This is a genomic window from Novosphingobium clariflavum (assembly GCF_026420865.1).
In the GTDB taxonomy this organism is placed as follows: Bacteria; Pseudomonadota; Alphaproteobacteria; order Sphingomonadales; family Sphingomonadaceae; genus Novosphingobium; species Novosphingobium clariflavum.
The window spans coordinates 30,538-44,869 of the sequence record NZ_JAPCWC010000005.1 but is presented as its reverse complement, the minus strand read 5'-3'; the positions used below and the strand labels follow the sequence as shown (position 1 = coordinate 44,869).

The following is a 14,332-nucleotide window of genomic DNA, read 5'->3' as shown; positions in this document are numbered from 1 at the left end:
TGAGGCCTCCGGATGGTCGTGCGCCGCCGCGTCAAACTGTTCTTCGACGGTGGTTGCCGCCCCAATCCCGGCCGCATCGAGGTGGCCGTGGTGGTGCGCGGCACCGTCCATTTCGAGGACGATCTCGGCCATGGCACCAACCGCGATGCCGAATGGCTGGCGCTGATCCGCGCCCTGGAACTGGCACAGGCGCAGGGCCTGATCGGGGCCGAATTCATCGGCGATGCCCGGGAGATCACCGGCCAGGCCAGTCAGGCCCTCGCCCGTCCGGATGAGGCCGCGGATCGTCTCCAGGACGGCGGCCATCTCTCCCGCGTCATCGCGCTGGCCCGCGACGTGCGCCCCGCACGGATCCGCTGGATCAAGCGCGAGCAGAACCTCGCCGGAATCGCGCTGGCGGCGCGGCATCCCCGCTAAACCGCGCTGGCGGCGCGCTATCCCCATTAAACCGCGCTGGCAGCGCGGCATCTCCGTTGGGCCGCGCTGACAGCGCGGCATGCCCATAGGCGCTTACGTCACGCGGTGCCTTTGAGCCGGCCGCCCGCGGCTGCGTCCAGCGTATAGTCCGGCAACCCTTCCAGCGCCTGCCGCAGCGCCTCGCCCCAACTGGTCGAGATCGACTGGAAATAAGGATCGCTGGCCTCGATCCGCCGCTCGTGCAGCGGGGTGAAGCCGTCGGTTTCCAGCACCAGCAGGTCGAGCGGCATGCCGACCGAGAGATTGGCCTTGAGCGTCGAATCGAACGAGACGCACATCAGCTTCACCGCCGCCTCGAAACTCATGTCGCGCTCATAGCCGCGAATCAGGATCGGGCGCCCGTACTTGGTCTCGCCGATCTGGAAGAACGGCGTATCGAAGCTGGCCTCGATGAAGTTGCCTTCCGGGTAGATCAGGAACAGGCGCGGCTCCATGCCCTTGATCTGGCCCGCCACGATCATCGTCGCGCTGAAGGTGCCCGCCGCCGCGGTCTGGCCATTGTCGGCCGCGCGTTCCTCAATCACGTCCTGGAGCAGGTTGCCGACGATCGTCGCCACCTGGAACATCGTCGGCGCTTCGAGCAGCGAATTGTGCCGCTCGGCCGGGGCCTTGTTGCGTTCTTCGAGCTGGCTGACGACGGCCTGGGTGGTGGCCAGATTGCCCGCCGTCATCACCGCGATCACCCGTTCACCGGGGACCTGCCAATGGTACATCTTCCGGAAGGTCGAGATGTTGTCGACCCCGGAATTGGTGCGGGTGTCGCTCATCAGCACGAGCCCGCGGTCCAGCATCATGCCCACGCAATAGGTCATGGAATTCTAAGCCCCGATCATTTCGCTTCCCCGCCTGTCCTGCGCGGGGATCCCGGCTTCAGCCGCTTTGCTGCTGCTGTCCGCCATGGGAGGACTGCTGCTGTTGCTGCTGGCCTAGCATCTTCTCGCCCACCGACAAACGCACTTCGAGACGGCTATCCCCGCCTCCCGTCGCAATCCCGGTTACCGGAGCCGCCTCACTATAATCGCAACCGGTGGCCACGCGAATATACCGTTCATCGGGGCACATGGCATTGGACACGTCGAATCCGACCCAGCCCAGCCCCGCAATATGCGCCTCGGCCCAGCCGTGCCCGGCGTCCTGCTCCACCCGGTCGTTCATCTTGAGATAGCCGCCGACGTAGCGCATCGGAATCTCGAGCAGCCGCCCAGCCGCGATGAGGACATGGGCATGGTCCTGGCATACCCCCCGCCCGGCCGCGAGCGCCTCTTCCGCCGTGGTTTTCGTATCGGTGGAACCGGGCACGTATTCGACCCGCTCCGCGACCTTGGCGCTGAGCGCGTGGAGGAATTCGAGCGGATCGCGCGGGTCCGCGTCCACCGCCTCGACCAGCGCCCGCACCCGCGCCCCGGCCCGGGTCAGCGGGGTCGGGCGCAGGAACATCCAGAGCGGCATCAGCCCGCTGTGCTGGCCGGTAATGCCGTTGTTGTCGACCGTACGCACGGTGCCCCGGCAGGTCACGACAACCTCCTGCGCCCCCGGTTCGATCGCGATCAGCGTGGTGTGGCTGTCATGATGGTCGTCGTAGTCGCTCTCGGCCGTGGCGCCGGTCAGCTCCATCGCCCAGTCGACCACTTCCTGCCCATGCGTGGTCTTGGGCCGGAGTTTCAGCCGCTGAAGACCGTGCATGACCGGGCTGTCGAAGGTGTAGCGGGTGGTGTGGGTCACGGTCAGCAGCATGGGCTGTCCCTTCTACTCGATGAAGCGGTAATCGGCGGCGATGGCGTTGCCGAGCTGGCTGGTGCGGCCGATGAAGTCCTGGAGGAATTCGTGCAGGCCGGTCTCGAAGATGCCCTCGATCGTGGTGCGCTGGAGCATCTCGCCGGTGTCGCGCATGATCGCATGCGCCGACGTTTCCTCGCCGTACTCCTTGGCCAGCCCGCCGAGATTGCTGCGCAGCTTCTCGTAGCAAAACACCAGGCTGCGCGGGAACTGGCCATCGAGGATGAGGAAACGGGCGATCCCGCGCGGGTCCATCGCCCCGGCATTGAGCCAGGAATAGGCACGGTTGCCCGCCACCGAGCGCAGCAGGGTATCCCATTGCACGTTGTCGAGACTGGACCCCACCCAGGCCACCGAGGGCAGCAGCACGTAATACTTCACGTCCAGAATGCGCGCGGTGCTGTCGGCCCGCTCGATGAACGTGCCGATGCGCGCAAAGTTGAACACCTCGTTGCGCAGCATCGTGCCTTCCAGCGCGCCGCGCACCAGCGTGCCCTGGCGGCGGATCGCGGTGAGCACTTCGCCGAGGTTGGCCTCGCGCACCGGCCGCGCGAGCAGCTCGGAAAGGTTCATCCAGCCTTCGTTGGTGGCCTCCCACACCGAATTGGTGAGGCTGGTGCGCACCATGCGGGCGTTGGTGCGCGCATTCTCCATCATGCGCAGCACCGAGGCCGGGTTATCCTTGTCGCGCAGCAGGTAATTGAACACCTGCGGCCCGCCGAAGTCGGTATGGCGCGCGGCATAGTCGTCCACCTGCCCGGTGGTGGTGAGGACCGACTTCCACTCCTCGTCCTGCGCATGCTTGTCGCTGCGGGTGAGCGCGAGGTGGAACCCCACGTCGATCAGCCGCGCGGTATTCTCCGCCCGCTCAAGGTAGCGGCTCATCCAGTAAACGCCGTTGGCAGCACGTCCGAGCATTATTCGTCCAGTACCCAGGTATCCTTGGTGCCGCCGCCCTGCGACGAATTGACCACCAGCGAGCCCTTCTTGAGCGCCACGCGGGTAAGCCCGCCCGGCGTGATGTCGATCCCGTCGGGCGAGACCAGCACATAGGGCCGCAGGTCCACATGGCGCGGCGAAAGGCCGGCCTTGGTGAAGATCGGCACGGTGGAAAGTGACAGCGTGGGCTGCGCGATGTAGTTATGCGGCTTGGCCCGCAGCTTGGCCTCGAAGGCGGCCAGTTCCTTCTTCGAGGAGGTCGGCCCGATCAGCATGCCGTAGCCGCCCGAGCCGTGCACTTCCTTGACGACAAGGTCGGACAGGTTGTCGAGCACATAGGCCAGGGCATCGGGTTCCGAACAGCGCCAGGTCGGGACATTGGGCAGGATCGGCTTCTCGCCGGTGTAGAACTCGACGATCTCGGGCATGTAGCTGTAGATCGCCTTGTCGTCGGCGATGCCGGTGCCCGGGGCATTGGCGATGGTGATGCCCCCCGACCGGTAGACGTCCATGATCCCGGCGACGCCCAGCACCGAATCGGGCTGGAAGCTCAGCGGATCGAGATAATCGTCGTCCACCCGGCGGTAGATCACGTCGATCGCCTTGTAGCCGGTGGTCGTGCGCATGGCGACGCGCCCGTCCACCACCCGCAGGTCGCTGCCCTCGACCAGTTCCGCCCCCATCTGGTCGGCCAGGAAGGCATGTTCGAAATAGGCCGAATTGTAGATACCCGGCGTCAGCACCGCCACGGTGGGCCGCCCCGATCCCTTGAAGGCCGGCGGCGCGCAGGCGCGCAAGCTGCGGGCAAGGCGGCGCGGATAGTCGGAAACGGGGCGCACCGGAACCTTGGTGAACAGTTCCGGGAACATCGCCATCATCGTCTCGCGGTTCTCCAGCATGTAGGAGACACCCGAAGGCGTGCGGGCATTGTCCTCCAGCACCATGAATTCGTCGGGACCGGTGCGCACGAGGTCGATGCCGACGATGTGGGTATAGACGCCGCCGGGCGGGGTCATGCCGATCATCTGCGGCAGGTAGGCGACATTGTCGCGCAGGGCGCTGATCGGCAGCCGGCCCGAACGGACGATTTCCTGGCGGTGATAGAGATCCTGCAGGAAGGCATTGAGCGCCCGCACCCGCTGCTCGATCCCGCGCGTCAGCTTGCGCCATTCGCGGGCGGTGATGATGCGGGGGATGAGGTCGAAGGGGATCAGCCGTTCTTCGGCCGCTTCGTCGCCATAGACATTGAAGGTGATGCCGATGCGGCGAAAGAACCGCTCCGCCTCGGCCTGCTGGCGATTGAACCAGGTCTTGTCCTGCGATTCATACCACTGGCTGAGATCGGCATAGGCGGGTCTGACAGACCCGTCCGTTTCAAGCATTTCGTCGAAGTTGGTTTTGCCCGCAGCCGACATTGTGACTCCCTGTTGACCATGTGATGCAACAAGGATTCGCACTTGCCAAGCGGTTACGCTGCAACTGCGAAAGAAAAATATTTACCCTGCCGGGGGCTACGGAGAACTATTCAAACGATATCATTCCGCCGCAAGCAACTTCACCCAAGCAAGCCGCGCCCGGTCAGGTCGGCCCGCAGGGTTTCGGCGTCGCGGAAATGGTGGACCTGCCAGCCGAGTGCGGCGGCACCGGCGATATTGTCGGGATTGTCGTCGATGAACAGCATCGATTCGGGCGCATGGCCAAACCGGCGGGCAGCGAGGTCGTAGATCGCGCGGTGCGGCTTCACGAGCTTCTCGTCGCCCGAGACGACAACATCGCCGAACAGGTCGAACAGCGGCTCGCTGGCCCGGAATTCGCGCCAGAAGGTGCTGGCGAAATTGGTGATGGCATAGAGCGGAACGGCGCGCGCGGCGAGTTCGCGCACGATCTCGTGGCTGCCGGGAACCGGGCCCGGGATCGTCTCTAGGAAACGCGTGGCATAGGCGTCGATCAGGTCGTCGTTGCCGGGAAACTCGGCCTTGCGCGCGGCGACCATCTCGTCGAGATCGCGCCCGGCATCATGCTCGAAATGCCATTCCTCGGTGACCACGTGCGTGCAGAACCAGTCGAGCTTGCCGGGATCGTCGATCAGCCGCGCGAACAGGCCGCGCATGTCCCACTGGACGAGCACGCGCCCGACATCAAAAACGACGGCCTGGACGGGATCGGGATTGTGCATTTCACGCGTGCTCCGGACATGACAAGACCCCCGCCTGAGGCGGGGGTCCAATGTCGTCGCGATGACGGCTTGCCCGATGCCCCGCCGAGGCGGGGACGGGCAAGACGAATCAGCCCTGGCGAGCCTTGAAGCGACGGTTGGTCTTGTTGATCACGTAAGTGCGGCCGCGACGACGGATCACGCGGTTGTCCCGGTGGCGACCCTTGAGCGACTTCAGGCTGTTCACAATCTTCATGGTTCGTCTCGTCTTGGTGGTTCGGCGGTTGTTCCAACAGCAACTGGGCCGCCGCCAGAAATTTGAAGTGGCGCCGTTAGTGGCAGTGGCTTGCAAAGTCAAGCGCGAGAGCCCATGCCTTGTGCTCGAACGCGCCCTGATCTTGCCCGGTTTTTCGTACTCTGTCTGTAGTATCGCCCCGTTCATCATGGGGCAATCGCCAGGCCCCGATAAACCATCGCAGGGTGCGACCCAACCGATTCTTTCGGACACAAGAACACCGATGAACACGCTCAAAGCCGCGATTCTCGCCACTGGTCTCGCCTCCGGCCTCGCCCTCACGCTTGTCGCTTCCGCCGTTCAGGCCCAGCCCGGCTGGGGCTCGCGCTGGGGCGGCGGCTACGGTTCGGGCTGGGGTGGCGGCTGGAACGACCCGCTGATGGGCGGCCCGGCCTCCTCGCCCTATCGCAGCAGCAAGGACCCGCGCGAAGGCCGAGTCGAAGTGAGCCGATTCGCAGCCCAGGGCCCCGAAGTCGCCGAACTGGGCCACGGCACCGTGACCGTTACGTCCGAATCGGGCGACGGCGCGTGGATCTCCGGCCCTGAACGCGCCCGCTACGAGGCCGCGATCATCGACGCCCTCGTCGGTGCCGGCTACGACACCCAGAGCAAGCCCGACAATGGCGGGCAGGACGTCGAGCTCAAGATCTCCCGCCAGGTCCTCTCCCCGGCCGAGGAAAAGCGCAGCCCCGTCAGCGGTTCTGCCGCCATGGGCGTGAGCAACCAAGGCTCGGCCTATGGTCTGGCCGTGAACGTCGACCTCACCAAGCCGCGCAGCGCCCTCGTCAGCACCCGGCTCGACACCCGTATCGTCGACAAGGCGAGCGGCAAGGTGCTGTGGGAAGGCTATGCCACGATCGCCACCCGCGAAGGCGACAACGACTGGCCGGACGACCGCATCGCCGGCAAGCTGGCGACCGCGCTCTTCGACGGCTTCCCCAAGGCCGACCCGATCGGCGCATGATCGGATGGCCATGGCTCCGCAGTATAAATAGGGTTATCGTCTAGGCACTTGCCCAGCGGAGAGCGTTTCATGACCACGGCCATCCATCCTTCGGCCTCCCCTTCCCATCGGCGCCGTCTCGCCGCCCCGCGATTGGCCCCGCTGCTGGCCCCGCTTCTGGCCCTTACCGCGCTCGGCGGCTGCGTCGCGCCGGTGGGACCGGTGGAAGTCACCCGCTTCAGCCTGCCCGACGGCCCCGCGCTCGGCCAGGGCGTGATCCGCATCGAAGCCGGGCCCGGGCAGGACGAGAGCAGCCTCGAATTCCGCGCCTATGCGGCGGCGGTGGGCCAGGAACTGGCGAGGATCGGCTACCGCCAGCCCCTGCCCGGCGAACAGGTTGCCAACGCGCAAGTCGCCGTGGTCACGATCGAACGGCGCACCCTCAAGCCGGCATCGCAGCGCGGGCCGGTCTCGGTCGGGGTCGGCGGCAATGCCGGCAACTACGGCTCGGGCGTCGGCCTGGGGATCGGCATCGACCTTTCCGGCAAGCCCGCCGACCAGGTCGACACCCGCATGCAGGTGATGATTCGCGACCGAACCGGCGGGCGCACCTTGTGGGAAGGCCGCGCCAGCTTCACCGTCAGCGCCAAGTCGCCGATGGCGCAGACCTCGCTCGGCTCTGCAAAAATGGCCGAAGCGCTGTTCAAGGGCTTTCCGGGCAAGTCGGGCGAAACTATCCTGGTCAAATGACCACCCTCCACATCTCCTCCGCTTTCGATTCCGGCAACATCGAAGTCCTCTCCACCGACGGCACCACCGCCCGCCTCGCGATCCGGCACGACAAGGATTCCGAGTTCTTCCAGTGGTTCCACTTCCGCGTCAGCGGCACGGACATCGCCGGAGAGGAACTTGTCCTCAAGATCACCGGGCTCAACGGCTCGGCCTATCCGGGCGGCTGGCCGAACTACAACGCCCGCGTCTCGGAAGACCGCCAGTACTGGGCGCTCGCTGCCAGCACCTTCGACGCGGGTGAGGACAACGGCACCCTGACCATCCGCTACGTGCCGGAAACGGACCTTGCCTGGTTCGCCTATTTCGCGCCCTACTCGATGGAGCGCCACCACGACCTGATCGCCGACCTCGCCACCACCGAGGGCGTGACCTACCGCTGCCTCGGCCACACGCTCGACGGCCAGCCGCTTGACTGCGTCGAGATGGGCGAGGGCGAGAAGCAGGTCTGGCTCTACGCCCGCCAGCATCCGGGCGAATCGATGGCCGAATGGTGGATGGAAGGCGCGCTGGACGTGCTGGCCGATCCCGCCGATTCGGTGGGCCGTGAACTGCGCAAGCGCTGCCGCTTCCACGTCGTGCCCAACATGAACCCGGACGGTTCGGCGCGCGGCCACTTGCGCACCAATGCGGTGGGCGTGAACCTCAACCGCGAATGGGCCACGCCGACGGCGGAAAAGTCACCCGAAGTGCTGGCCGTGCGCAATGCCATGGACGGGACCGGCGTCGACTTCGCCATGGACGTCCACGGCGACGAGGCGATCCCGGCCGTGTTCATGGCCGGCTTCCAGGGCATCCCCTCGATCAAGGCCGAGCAGCAGGCGGGTTACGACCGTTTCAGCGAGATCCTCGACCGCCGCACCCCTGATTTCCAGCGCAAGCTCGGCTATGCCGTCTCCGCGCCGGGCCGCGCCAACCTGACGATGTCGACCAACCATGTCGCCGAACGCTTCGGCGCGGTGTCGATGACGCTGGAAATGCCGTTCAAGGACCACGACGATGCCGCCGATCCGGCACAGGCATGGAGCCCGGAACGCTCCGCCCAGCTCGGCCGTGACTGCATGGGCGCCCTGCTCGAATGGCTGGTGGAGCGCGAAGCCGGGTAAGTTCAAGCCTTCCGGCGGGGATGCACGGTCATCCCCGCCTTCTTCCAGGCGGCAACCTTCAAATCCCCGCCCACTGGCGCAGGGCCTCGCGCACGGCGACATTCTCGTCCTGCGACCACTGCGGCGTCACCGCACCGACAGGCTCCAGTTCCAGCACCGTCTGCAGCAGCATCCAGCCGGAAGCCCAGTCGCCGCGGGTCTGGTCGCAGACCGGCGAGGCACCCCAGTCCCGCGCCAGGCGGATCACCGCGCGCTGCTGCGCCGCCGAGGCATCGAGATCGCTGACCACAAACGTCGGGAACGGCAGCGTCTGGCGCGGGCAGGCGCCGAAGCGCGAAAGCCGCGGATCGGCGCCCGGCAGGTCCATGTTCGGCGGATTGACGACGATCGCGCCGAGCACCGGGTTCTCCGGCCCGACACTTTCGAACTGCACCCACCAGGCCAGTGCGAGCGCGGCAATATCATCGGTGACGACCACCACCGGCCGGTCCGCGCGGCGGATCGCGAGATTGAGCTTGTTCACCCAGGTATTGCGGTGGGGCTCGTCCCACATGCCCAGTTCGAGCACGCGGCAATGTTCGCTCCACTGCGCCCAGCGCTGCATCCAGTGCCCCTCGCGCAGGGGCGCGGCGGGGACGAGCAGGATCAGCGGGACATGGTCTCGGGCATGGGGATAACGATAGTGGGTCATGGGGCTGCTCCAACGAGGGTTGGGAAAAGCGCCGGTCGACTCTGTCTACGTCCCGACCGCCCCACCATAACTCAACCATATTGATTGACAATAGGCCAGCGGCCAGATGCGCCGCACGCCTGCCGAACCGAAATGCCCGCTTCCCCCCTTCCGCTCAGGGCAAGGTCAAGGTCAGGCGAACGGTTCCGATCAACGCTGCAGGCGCGCCGCGCAGTCCGCCAGGTTGGCATACAAGCTGCAGGTCCGGCTGGACCGTGTGCCAATCGGCCAGGCGGTCGGAGTACGTCGCCTCCAGGGTATATTCGGACGATGCGGGAGATTGTCCCAGCGCACGCACCTCCTGCCGGAAGGACTGGCTGGTGCCCGCGTAATGCACGCCGAGCGAGGCCGAACTGCCCGGGCGCGCGGCGAGCACCGGCGCCCGGAACAGGCCCGCACTGGCGCTCCAGGCAAACGGCGTCGTCCCCCCTCGCGAGAATCCGGCCCGCACAAAGGCCTGGAATGCGCTTTCCCCGGCGCCCGGCAACTGGAATTCCCCCTGCACATAAGCGCCGCGGGCATGACGGCGCTGCGGGTCCGGGTCGGCGGGATCGCTGTAATAGGCCTCGCGCGCCCTGGTATAGGTCCAAAGGCCCAGGGATAGGCGCGCATGCGGCCGCCCCAGCCCGGCCTCGCCGATCAGCAGCAGTCCGTCGTGGAAGCCGACATCGACGCCACCCGGATCGCCGAGGGTCGCGGCATGGGCGTTGAAGGCCGCCACCCGGACGTAGCTCTCCCCCGCCCCCAGCCGCAGGTTCGCCCGCACCGCCAGCGCGCTGGACGGAAAGATCGACGGCCCGTTGCGACCGGTTGCCGCCAGTTCGGTGCCGATGCCGAACGGCGGCCCCAGCAGCAGCTCTGCCGAATCGAGCGCGTAGAACTCGCTGTTGAGATCATAGAGCCCCACCAGAAGAGCCCCTCGCGAACCGATGTCCTGCTCGGCCCAGGCTTCGAACAAGCGCACGCCCGCCTTGCCGACCTCGATGTTGTTCACCCCTTCCAGCGACCCGGCCGCCGTGTTGGGATGGGCCCCATTGTTGACCAGCACGTAGCCATGTGCGCGGGCGCCATGCCAGCCGACCAGTGCATCGAGGTCGGCATCGGCGACAAGGTCGAGATTGTCGAGATAACGCAGCTTGCGATCCGCCCCGCCGCGTATCGGCTGGGCAAGATCGGCGGTGTAGACCACCTCCGCCTGGACCGGTGCCTCGGCATGTGCCGCAGGCGGCAGCGCCAGTTCCGATGCCAGTACCGATGCCGCTACCAGCATCGATGCCATCGCGCGGGCTGACCTTCGTCTCCACCCGCGCTCCGCCTGGAGCCGCCCCTGCGGCATGATCACGCCGCGCGCCAGGCGACGACCTCGTGGCCCGCTTGCCCGCCCCTCCCCTGCCCGATCGCCCGGACGCCGCCTTCCCGTGCCTGACCGCCGCCCCGCGCAAAGGTCAGCGCGGCCAGCTTGCGCGCGACATCCTCGGTTGCCACCACAACCTGCCGGGTGGCCGCGGTCACCTGCTCGGCCAGCGCGGCGTTCGAATGGGTGATCTGCTCGAGCGAGGTCGTCGACCCGTCGATCTGCTGGAGCATCGCGGATTGCTCGCCCGCACCGGCGCTCAGCTTGTCCATCAGTTCGGAGATCCCCCCCATGCGGCCGATGATCGCCTCCAGCACTTGCCCCGCCTCGCGCACCAGCAATACCCCGTTTTCGACTTCGCCGGTGGAGGCCGAAATCAGGTTCTTGATGTCGTTGGCCGCATCGGCCGAACGCTGCGCCAGTGCACGCACTTCGGTGGCGACCACCGCAAAGCCCTTGCCTGCTTCCCCGGCCCTGGCGGCCTCGACGCCGGCATTGAGCGCCAGCAGGTTGGTCTGGAAGGAAATGCCGTCGATGACGGCGATGATCTGGCCGATCTCGCGCGAGGAGGATTCGATGCGGTCCATCGCCTCGATGGCGTCGCGGATCACCTGCCCCCCGCGCGAGACCTCGCCGCCGATCTCGTTCACCTCGCTTTGCGCCGAGGCGGCGGTGTGCGCGGCCTCGATGACCCGCCCGGTGACGCTGGAAATGGCCCCCGAGATCGACTGCACCGACATCGATTGCTGCTCGTTGCGGTTCGACAGATCGCCCACCGAAGCGGCGATCTCGCGGCTGGTGTTGAGCGTTTCGCCGTTGGCTTCGGTGACCTGGCTGAACACGCGGGAAAGGTCCTCCGCCGCCCGGTTGAAGTCGTTGCGCAGGCTGCCGAAGGCGCCGCCGAGATCCTGTTCGAGGCGCTTGGTGAGATCGCCTTCCGCCAGCCGTGCCAGCGCATCGCCCAGCGTGGAGACGATGCTCTGCTCCTGCTCTGCGCGCTCGGCTTCGGCGCGCAGCAGACGGTCGCGCAAGTCCTCGGCCGAACGGGCAAGGACACCGATCTCGCTGCGGGATTCGGTATGAGGCACCAGCACCGCGTAGTCGCCGCGGCTGAGCCGGGTGACAGCCTCGCCCACCGCGATCACCGGGACGATCGCGTCACCGCGGATCCGGCGCCAGACCGCATAGAGCACCGCCATGATGGAAACGAGGCAGACCAGCCCGACGATCTGGTTGAACAAGATCGCCGCCGCCGCCTGCTCGCGCGTGGCCTCGACATGGGCCTCGACCTGGTCGGACACTTTGGCAAGGCTGCCTTCCAGCGTCTCGAAAGTGCGATGGAACCGCTCGACGTCGCCGTCGTTGACAGGTTCTCCCGCCTGGAGGCGCCGGGTTATCTCGGTAGCGGTCTCAAGATAGACACGCACGTCATCGGTCACCGCCATCGCCGCCTGGTGCACCGCCGGCGCGCCTTCGAAAGCCTGGTCCCGGGCGATCAGCTTGCGAAACTCGGCCACGGTCTCCAGCGTGTCCTGTCCAGCCGCCCGCCCATCCACGGCACCGACACCGCGCGCGGCGAGCTGGGCCAGGATGCCGCTGTTGATGGCATCGTGGTCCATGTCCGCCTCCATGTGGTTGCGCAGCAGCCCGGTGGCTTTCTGGACTTCGTCCAGCGAAGCGTCGACGCGCGAGGCGCTGAACCAGCCGACCCCCGCCCAGATCACCGCCGCCGCGACCAAGACGCCGAAACCGATGGCGCACCTGTGGAGAATGCTTGCGCTGCGATCGTCCACGGATTGGATACTCCCCTTGGCCCGCCGCGCCACGGCGCGCGGCAACGACCCCGTGCTCGCGGTAATGCACTTACGGGAGTAACCATCTCGATGAGAGCGAACTCGGGGAAATCAGCTAGGCCGTAAACTCATAAACGGCACCATCGGTGCCGGAATTACAGCAGATTGGCAGGGCCGAATGCGTACGGCAGCAGCTGCGACAGCCGCATTTCCACCGGACCGTCCCGGCCATCGCACCAGACCAGCGGGTCGCTGCCGCCGATCTGCGCGATCTCGTTGAGCACCTGGCGGCAACGGCCGCAGGGGCTGACCACATCGCCCTCGCCCGGCGCGCCGGGGGCGCCGCCGGTCACCGCGACGGCTTCCAGCCTGCCCTTGTCCCCCGCCCGGTCGCCCGAGGAGAGGATCCCCGCCACCGCCACCGTTTCCGCGCAGAGCGAGAGGCCGTAGCTGGCATTCTCGACATTGGCGCCGGTCACCACCGAGCCGTCGGCCATCAGCAGCGCGGCGCCGACGTGGAACTTCGAATAAGGCGCATAGGCGCGGGCAGCGGCCTCGCGCGCGGCGGCAAGCAGCGCATCGCGCTGGTCGGTCGTGAACGTCTTGGTCATGGCTGCACCACTACCCAGCGCAGGCCCCCTTGTGCAATCTCGTTGGCGGCCGACTGGTTGGCCGTCCACATCGTCCAGGGCCGCCCGGCATAGTCGGGCTCCATCCGGTCCCCCACCAGCCACAGCTTGCGGTCGAACTTGGCCGCCACCCGGTAGCGCGACTGGAAGGCCGGGCTGATCTTGAGGATCACCGCTTTGCCGGTATGAGTCTCGATCTGGTTGATGAAGGTCATCAGTTCGCTCTCGACCCTGGCCTCGGACACCGGCGAGGCACAGTTGTCGGCCAGCATGTCGAGGTCGATAGCCGGCGGCAGCAGGCGCGAATCGCGCGGAACCGTGGTGACGAAGTTGGCCGACTGCGCCTGCGCCGGCTGGCAGGGATCATAGCGATGGACCGCGCCCACCTGCACGCCTGCGCTGCGCGCTTCGGCAAAATTGCTGACGAAGCGGGGATCGCGCGCAAAGGCGCTGGCGCTGGCATCGACATAGGCGAAGTCGACGCCGATGGCCTTGAGCGACTTCCAGTCGAACTGGCCGTCCGCCGCCCCCACTTCCACGCCCTGCACCGGGAACTTCTGGCGCGAGGGCTGCCAGTGCCGCACCGTCCACCAGCCCCAGCAGCCGGCAACGATGCCGATCAGCAGCAAGGCCGCCAGCCCTTGCCACAGCAAACGTTTGCGCAAAATCGCGCCCGGTCCAGTCCTTGCCATCGTGAAGCCCCCTTCAGCCCCGGATATGCAGGACGCAGATCAGCGTGAAAAGCCTGCGCGCTGTCGGGAAGTCGGTTTCGACCTTGCCGTCGAGGCGTTCGAGCAGAAGTTCCGCCGCATTGTTGTGGATAGCGCGGCGGGCCATGTCGATCGTCTCGATCTCCTGCGCGGAGGCCTTGCGAATCGCCTGGTAGTAGCTTTCGCAAATCGCGAAGTACTCACGCACCGGACGGCGGAAGCGGGCAAGCCCCAGCACCATCGTCTCGATCGGATCGCCGCCCTCGCTGCCGATGTCGAGCGAGAGCCGCCCATCGCGCACCGACAGGCGCAGGCGATAAGGCCCCTCATGCCCGGCCTCGAAGGCGCGCACGGGCCTGAAGACATTGTCCTCGATGAGGTCGAATATCGCGATGCGCCGTTCCTGCTCGATATCGGCGTTGCGCCACAGGATGGTCGCCTCGTCGAGTTCGATATGCGAGATTCGCGGATCGGCCATGGTCTGAGCGCCTTTACGCGGTTGCGGCATGAGCGGGCAAGTCCAGCCGGCACGAAGTCCCGCATAAAGACACGGTTGCGATACAGTGTTGCCGGCAGGCCTCATGTCGCGAGCGGCACCGCAGCGCGGCAGGGCGCCGGGAAAGCGGGAGCGAGCAG

At 66.7% G+C, this 14,332-nt stretch carries 16 protein-coding genes; 4 read left to right on the top strand and 12 right to left on the bottom strand.

Features of this window, described 5'->3' with window-relative positions; all coding sequences use genetic code 11:
* Positions 1 to 12 precede the first annotated feature (12 nt).
* Positions 13 to 417 (top strand): reverse transcriptase-like protein, encoded by a 405-nt coding sequence (locus OKA11_RS08345; RefSeq protein WP_267219770.1) that lies wholly within the window; start codon positions 13 to 15, stop codon positions 415 to 417.
* Positions 418 to 515: 98 nt separating this feature from the next.
* Here the strand turns inward: OKA11_RS08345 and OKA11_RS08340 are convergent, their stop codons facing one another.
* From OKA11_RS08340 to ykgO, 6 genes are all read right to left on the bottom strand, one after another.
* The gene (locus OKA11_RS08340; RefSeq protein WP_267219769.1) at positions 516 to 1,289 is read right to left on the bottom strand and encodes a proteasome-type protease; all 774 of its coding nucleotides are present in this window, start codon (positions 1,287 to 1,289) and stop codon (positions 516 to 518) included.
* 58 nt (positions 1,290 to 1,347) lie between these two features.
* Positions 1,348 to 2,211 carry a transglutaminase family protein gene (locus OKA11_RS08335; RefSeq protein ID WP_267219768.1) on the bottom strand — a complete coding sequence of 288 codons (864 nt, stop codon included), beginning with the start codon at positions 2,209 to 2,211 and terminating at the stop codon, positions 1,348 to 1,350.
* Between the two features lie 12 nt (positions 2,212 to 2,223).
* Positions 2,224 to 3,171 carry an alpha-E domain-containing protein gene (locus OKA11_RS08330; protein ID WP_267219767.1) on the bottom strand — a complete coding sequence of 316 codons (948 nt, stop codon included), beginning with the start codon at positions 3,169 to 3,171 and terminating at the stop codon, positions 2,224 to 2,226.
* Positions 3,171 to 4,607, bottom strand: coding sequence for a circularly permuted type 2 ATP-grasp protein (locus OKA11_RS08325; protein WP_142635553.1), 1,437 nt, complete (start codon positions 4,605 to 4,607; stop codon positions 3,171 to 3,173). Before OKA11_RS08325 ends, OKA11_RS08330 begins: the two co-directional genes overlap by 1 nt.
* 140 nt (positions 4,608 to 4,747) lie before the next feature.
* The gene (locus OKA11_RS08320; protein ID WP_267219766.1) at positions 4,748 to 5,368 is read right to left on the bottom strand and encodes an HAD family hydrolase; all 621 of its coding nucleotides are present in this window, start codon (positions 5,366 to 5,368) and stop codon (positions 4,748 to 4,750) included.
* 109 nt (positions 5,369 to 5,477) lie between these two features.
* Positions 5,478 to 5,603: a type B 50S ribosomal protein L36 gene (ykgO, locus tag OKA11_RS08315; RefSeq protein ID WP_029724010.1), complete on the bottom strand. Its 126-nt coding sequence runs from the start codon at positions 5,601 to 5,603 to the stop codon at positions 5,478 to 5,480.
* A gap of 262 nt (positions 5,604 to 5,865) precedes the next feature.
* Between ykgO and OKA11_RS08310 the strand changes: the two genes are divergently transcribed.
* The 3 genes from OKA11_RS08310 (at position 5,866) to OKA11_RS08300 (ending at position 8,480) form a co-directional block, all read left to right on the top strand.
* Positions 5,866 to 6,606, top strand: a complete 741-nt coding sequence (locus tag OKA11_RS08310) for a DUF4136 domain-containing protein (protein ID WP_267219765.1) — start codon at positions 5,866 to 5,868, stop codon at positions 6,604 to 6,606.
* A gap of 69 nt (positions 6,607 to 6,675) precedes the next feature.
* On the top strand, positions 6,676 to 7,335 hold the full coding sequence (locus tag OKA11_RS08305) for a DUF4136 domain-containing protein (RefSeq protein WP_267219764.1): 660 nt from the start codon (positions 6,676 to 6,678) through the stop codon (positions 7,333 to 7,335).
* Positions 7,332 to 8,480, top strand: coding sequence for a M14 family metallopeptidase (locus OKA11_RS08300; RefSeq protein WP_267219763.1), 1,149 nt, complete (start codon positions 7,332 to 7,334; stop codon positions 8,478 to 8,480). Before OKA11_RS08305 ends, OKA11_RS08300 begins: the two co-directional genes overlap by 4 nt.
* Before the next feature lie 58 nt (positions 8,481 to 8,538).
* Here OKA11_RS08300 and OKA11_RS08295 read toward each other — a convergent pair whose 3' ends face one another.
* From OKA11_RS08295 to OKA11_RS08270, 6 genes are all read right to left on the bottom strand, one after another.
* The gene (locus OKA11_RS08295; RefSeq protein ID WP_267219762.1) at positions 8,539 to 9,171 is read right to left on the bottom strand and encodes an RBBP9/YdeN family alpha/beta hydrolase; all 633 of its coding nucleotides are present in this window, start codon (positions 9,169 to 9,171) and stop codon (positions 8,539 to 8,541) included.
* A gap of 154 nt (positions 9,172 to 9,325) precedes the next feature.
* Positions 9,326 to 10,489, bottom strand: a complete 1,164-nt coding sequence (locus tag OKA11_RS08290) for a carbohydrate porin (protein ID WP_267219761.1) — start codon at positions 10,487 to 10,489, stop codon at positions 9,326 to 9,328.
* 59 nt (positions 10,490 to 10,548) lie between these two features.
* On the bottom strand, positions 10,549 to 12,357 hold the full coding sequence (locus tag OKA11_RS08285; protein WP_267219760.1) for a methyl-accepting chemotaxis protein: 1,809 nt from the start codon (positions 12,355 to 12,357) through the stop codon (positions 10,549 to 10,551).
* A 155-nt stretch (positions 12,358 to 12,512) separates the two neighbouring features.
* The gene (locus OKA11_RS08280) at positions 12,513 to 12,968 is read right to left on the bottom strand and encodes a cytidine deaminase (RefSeq protein WP_267219759.1); all 456 of its coding nucleotides are present in this window, start codon (positions 12,966 to 12,968) and stop codon (positions 12,513 to 12,515) included.
* Entirely contained in the window at positions 12,965 to 13,678 is a 714-nt protein-coding gene (locus OKA11_RS08275; RefSeq protein WP_267219758.1) for a glycoside hydrolase family 25 protein, read from the bottom strand. Before OKA11_RS08275 ends, OKA11_RS08280 begins: the two co-directional genes overlap by 4 nt.
* 13 nt (positions 13,679 to 13,691) lie before the next feature.
* A complete protein-coding gene (locus OKA11_RS08270) occupies positions 13,692 to 14,174 on the bottom strand; it encodes a UPF0262 family protein (RefSeq protein WP_142635571.1) in 483 nt (160 codons plus the stop codon).
* Between the last annotated feature and the right edge of the window lie 158 nt (positions 14,175 to 14,332).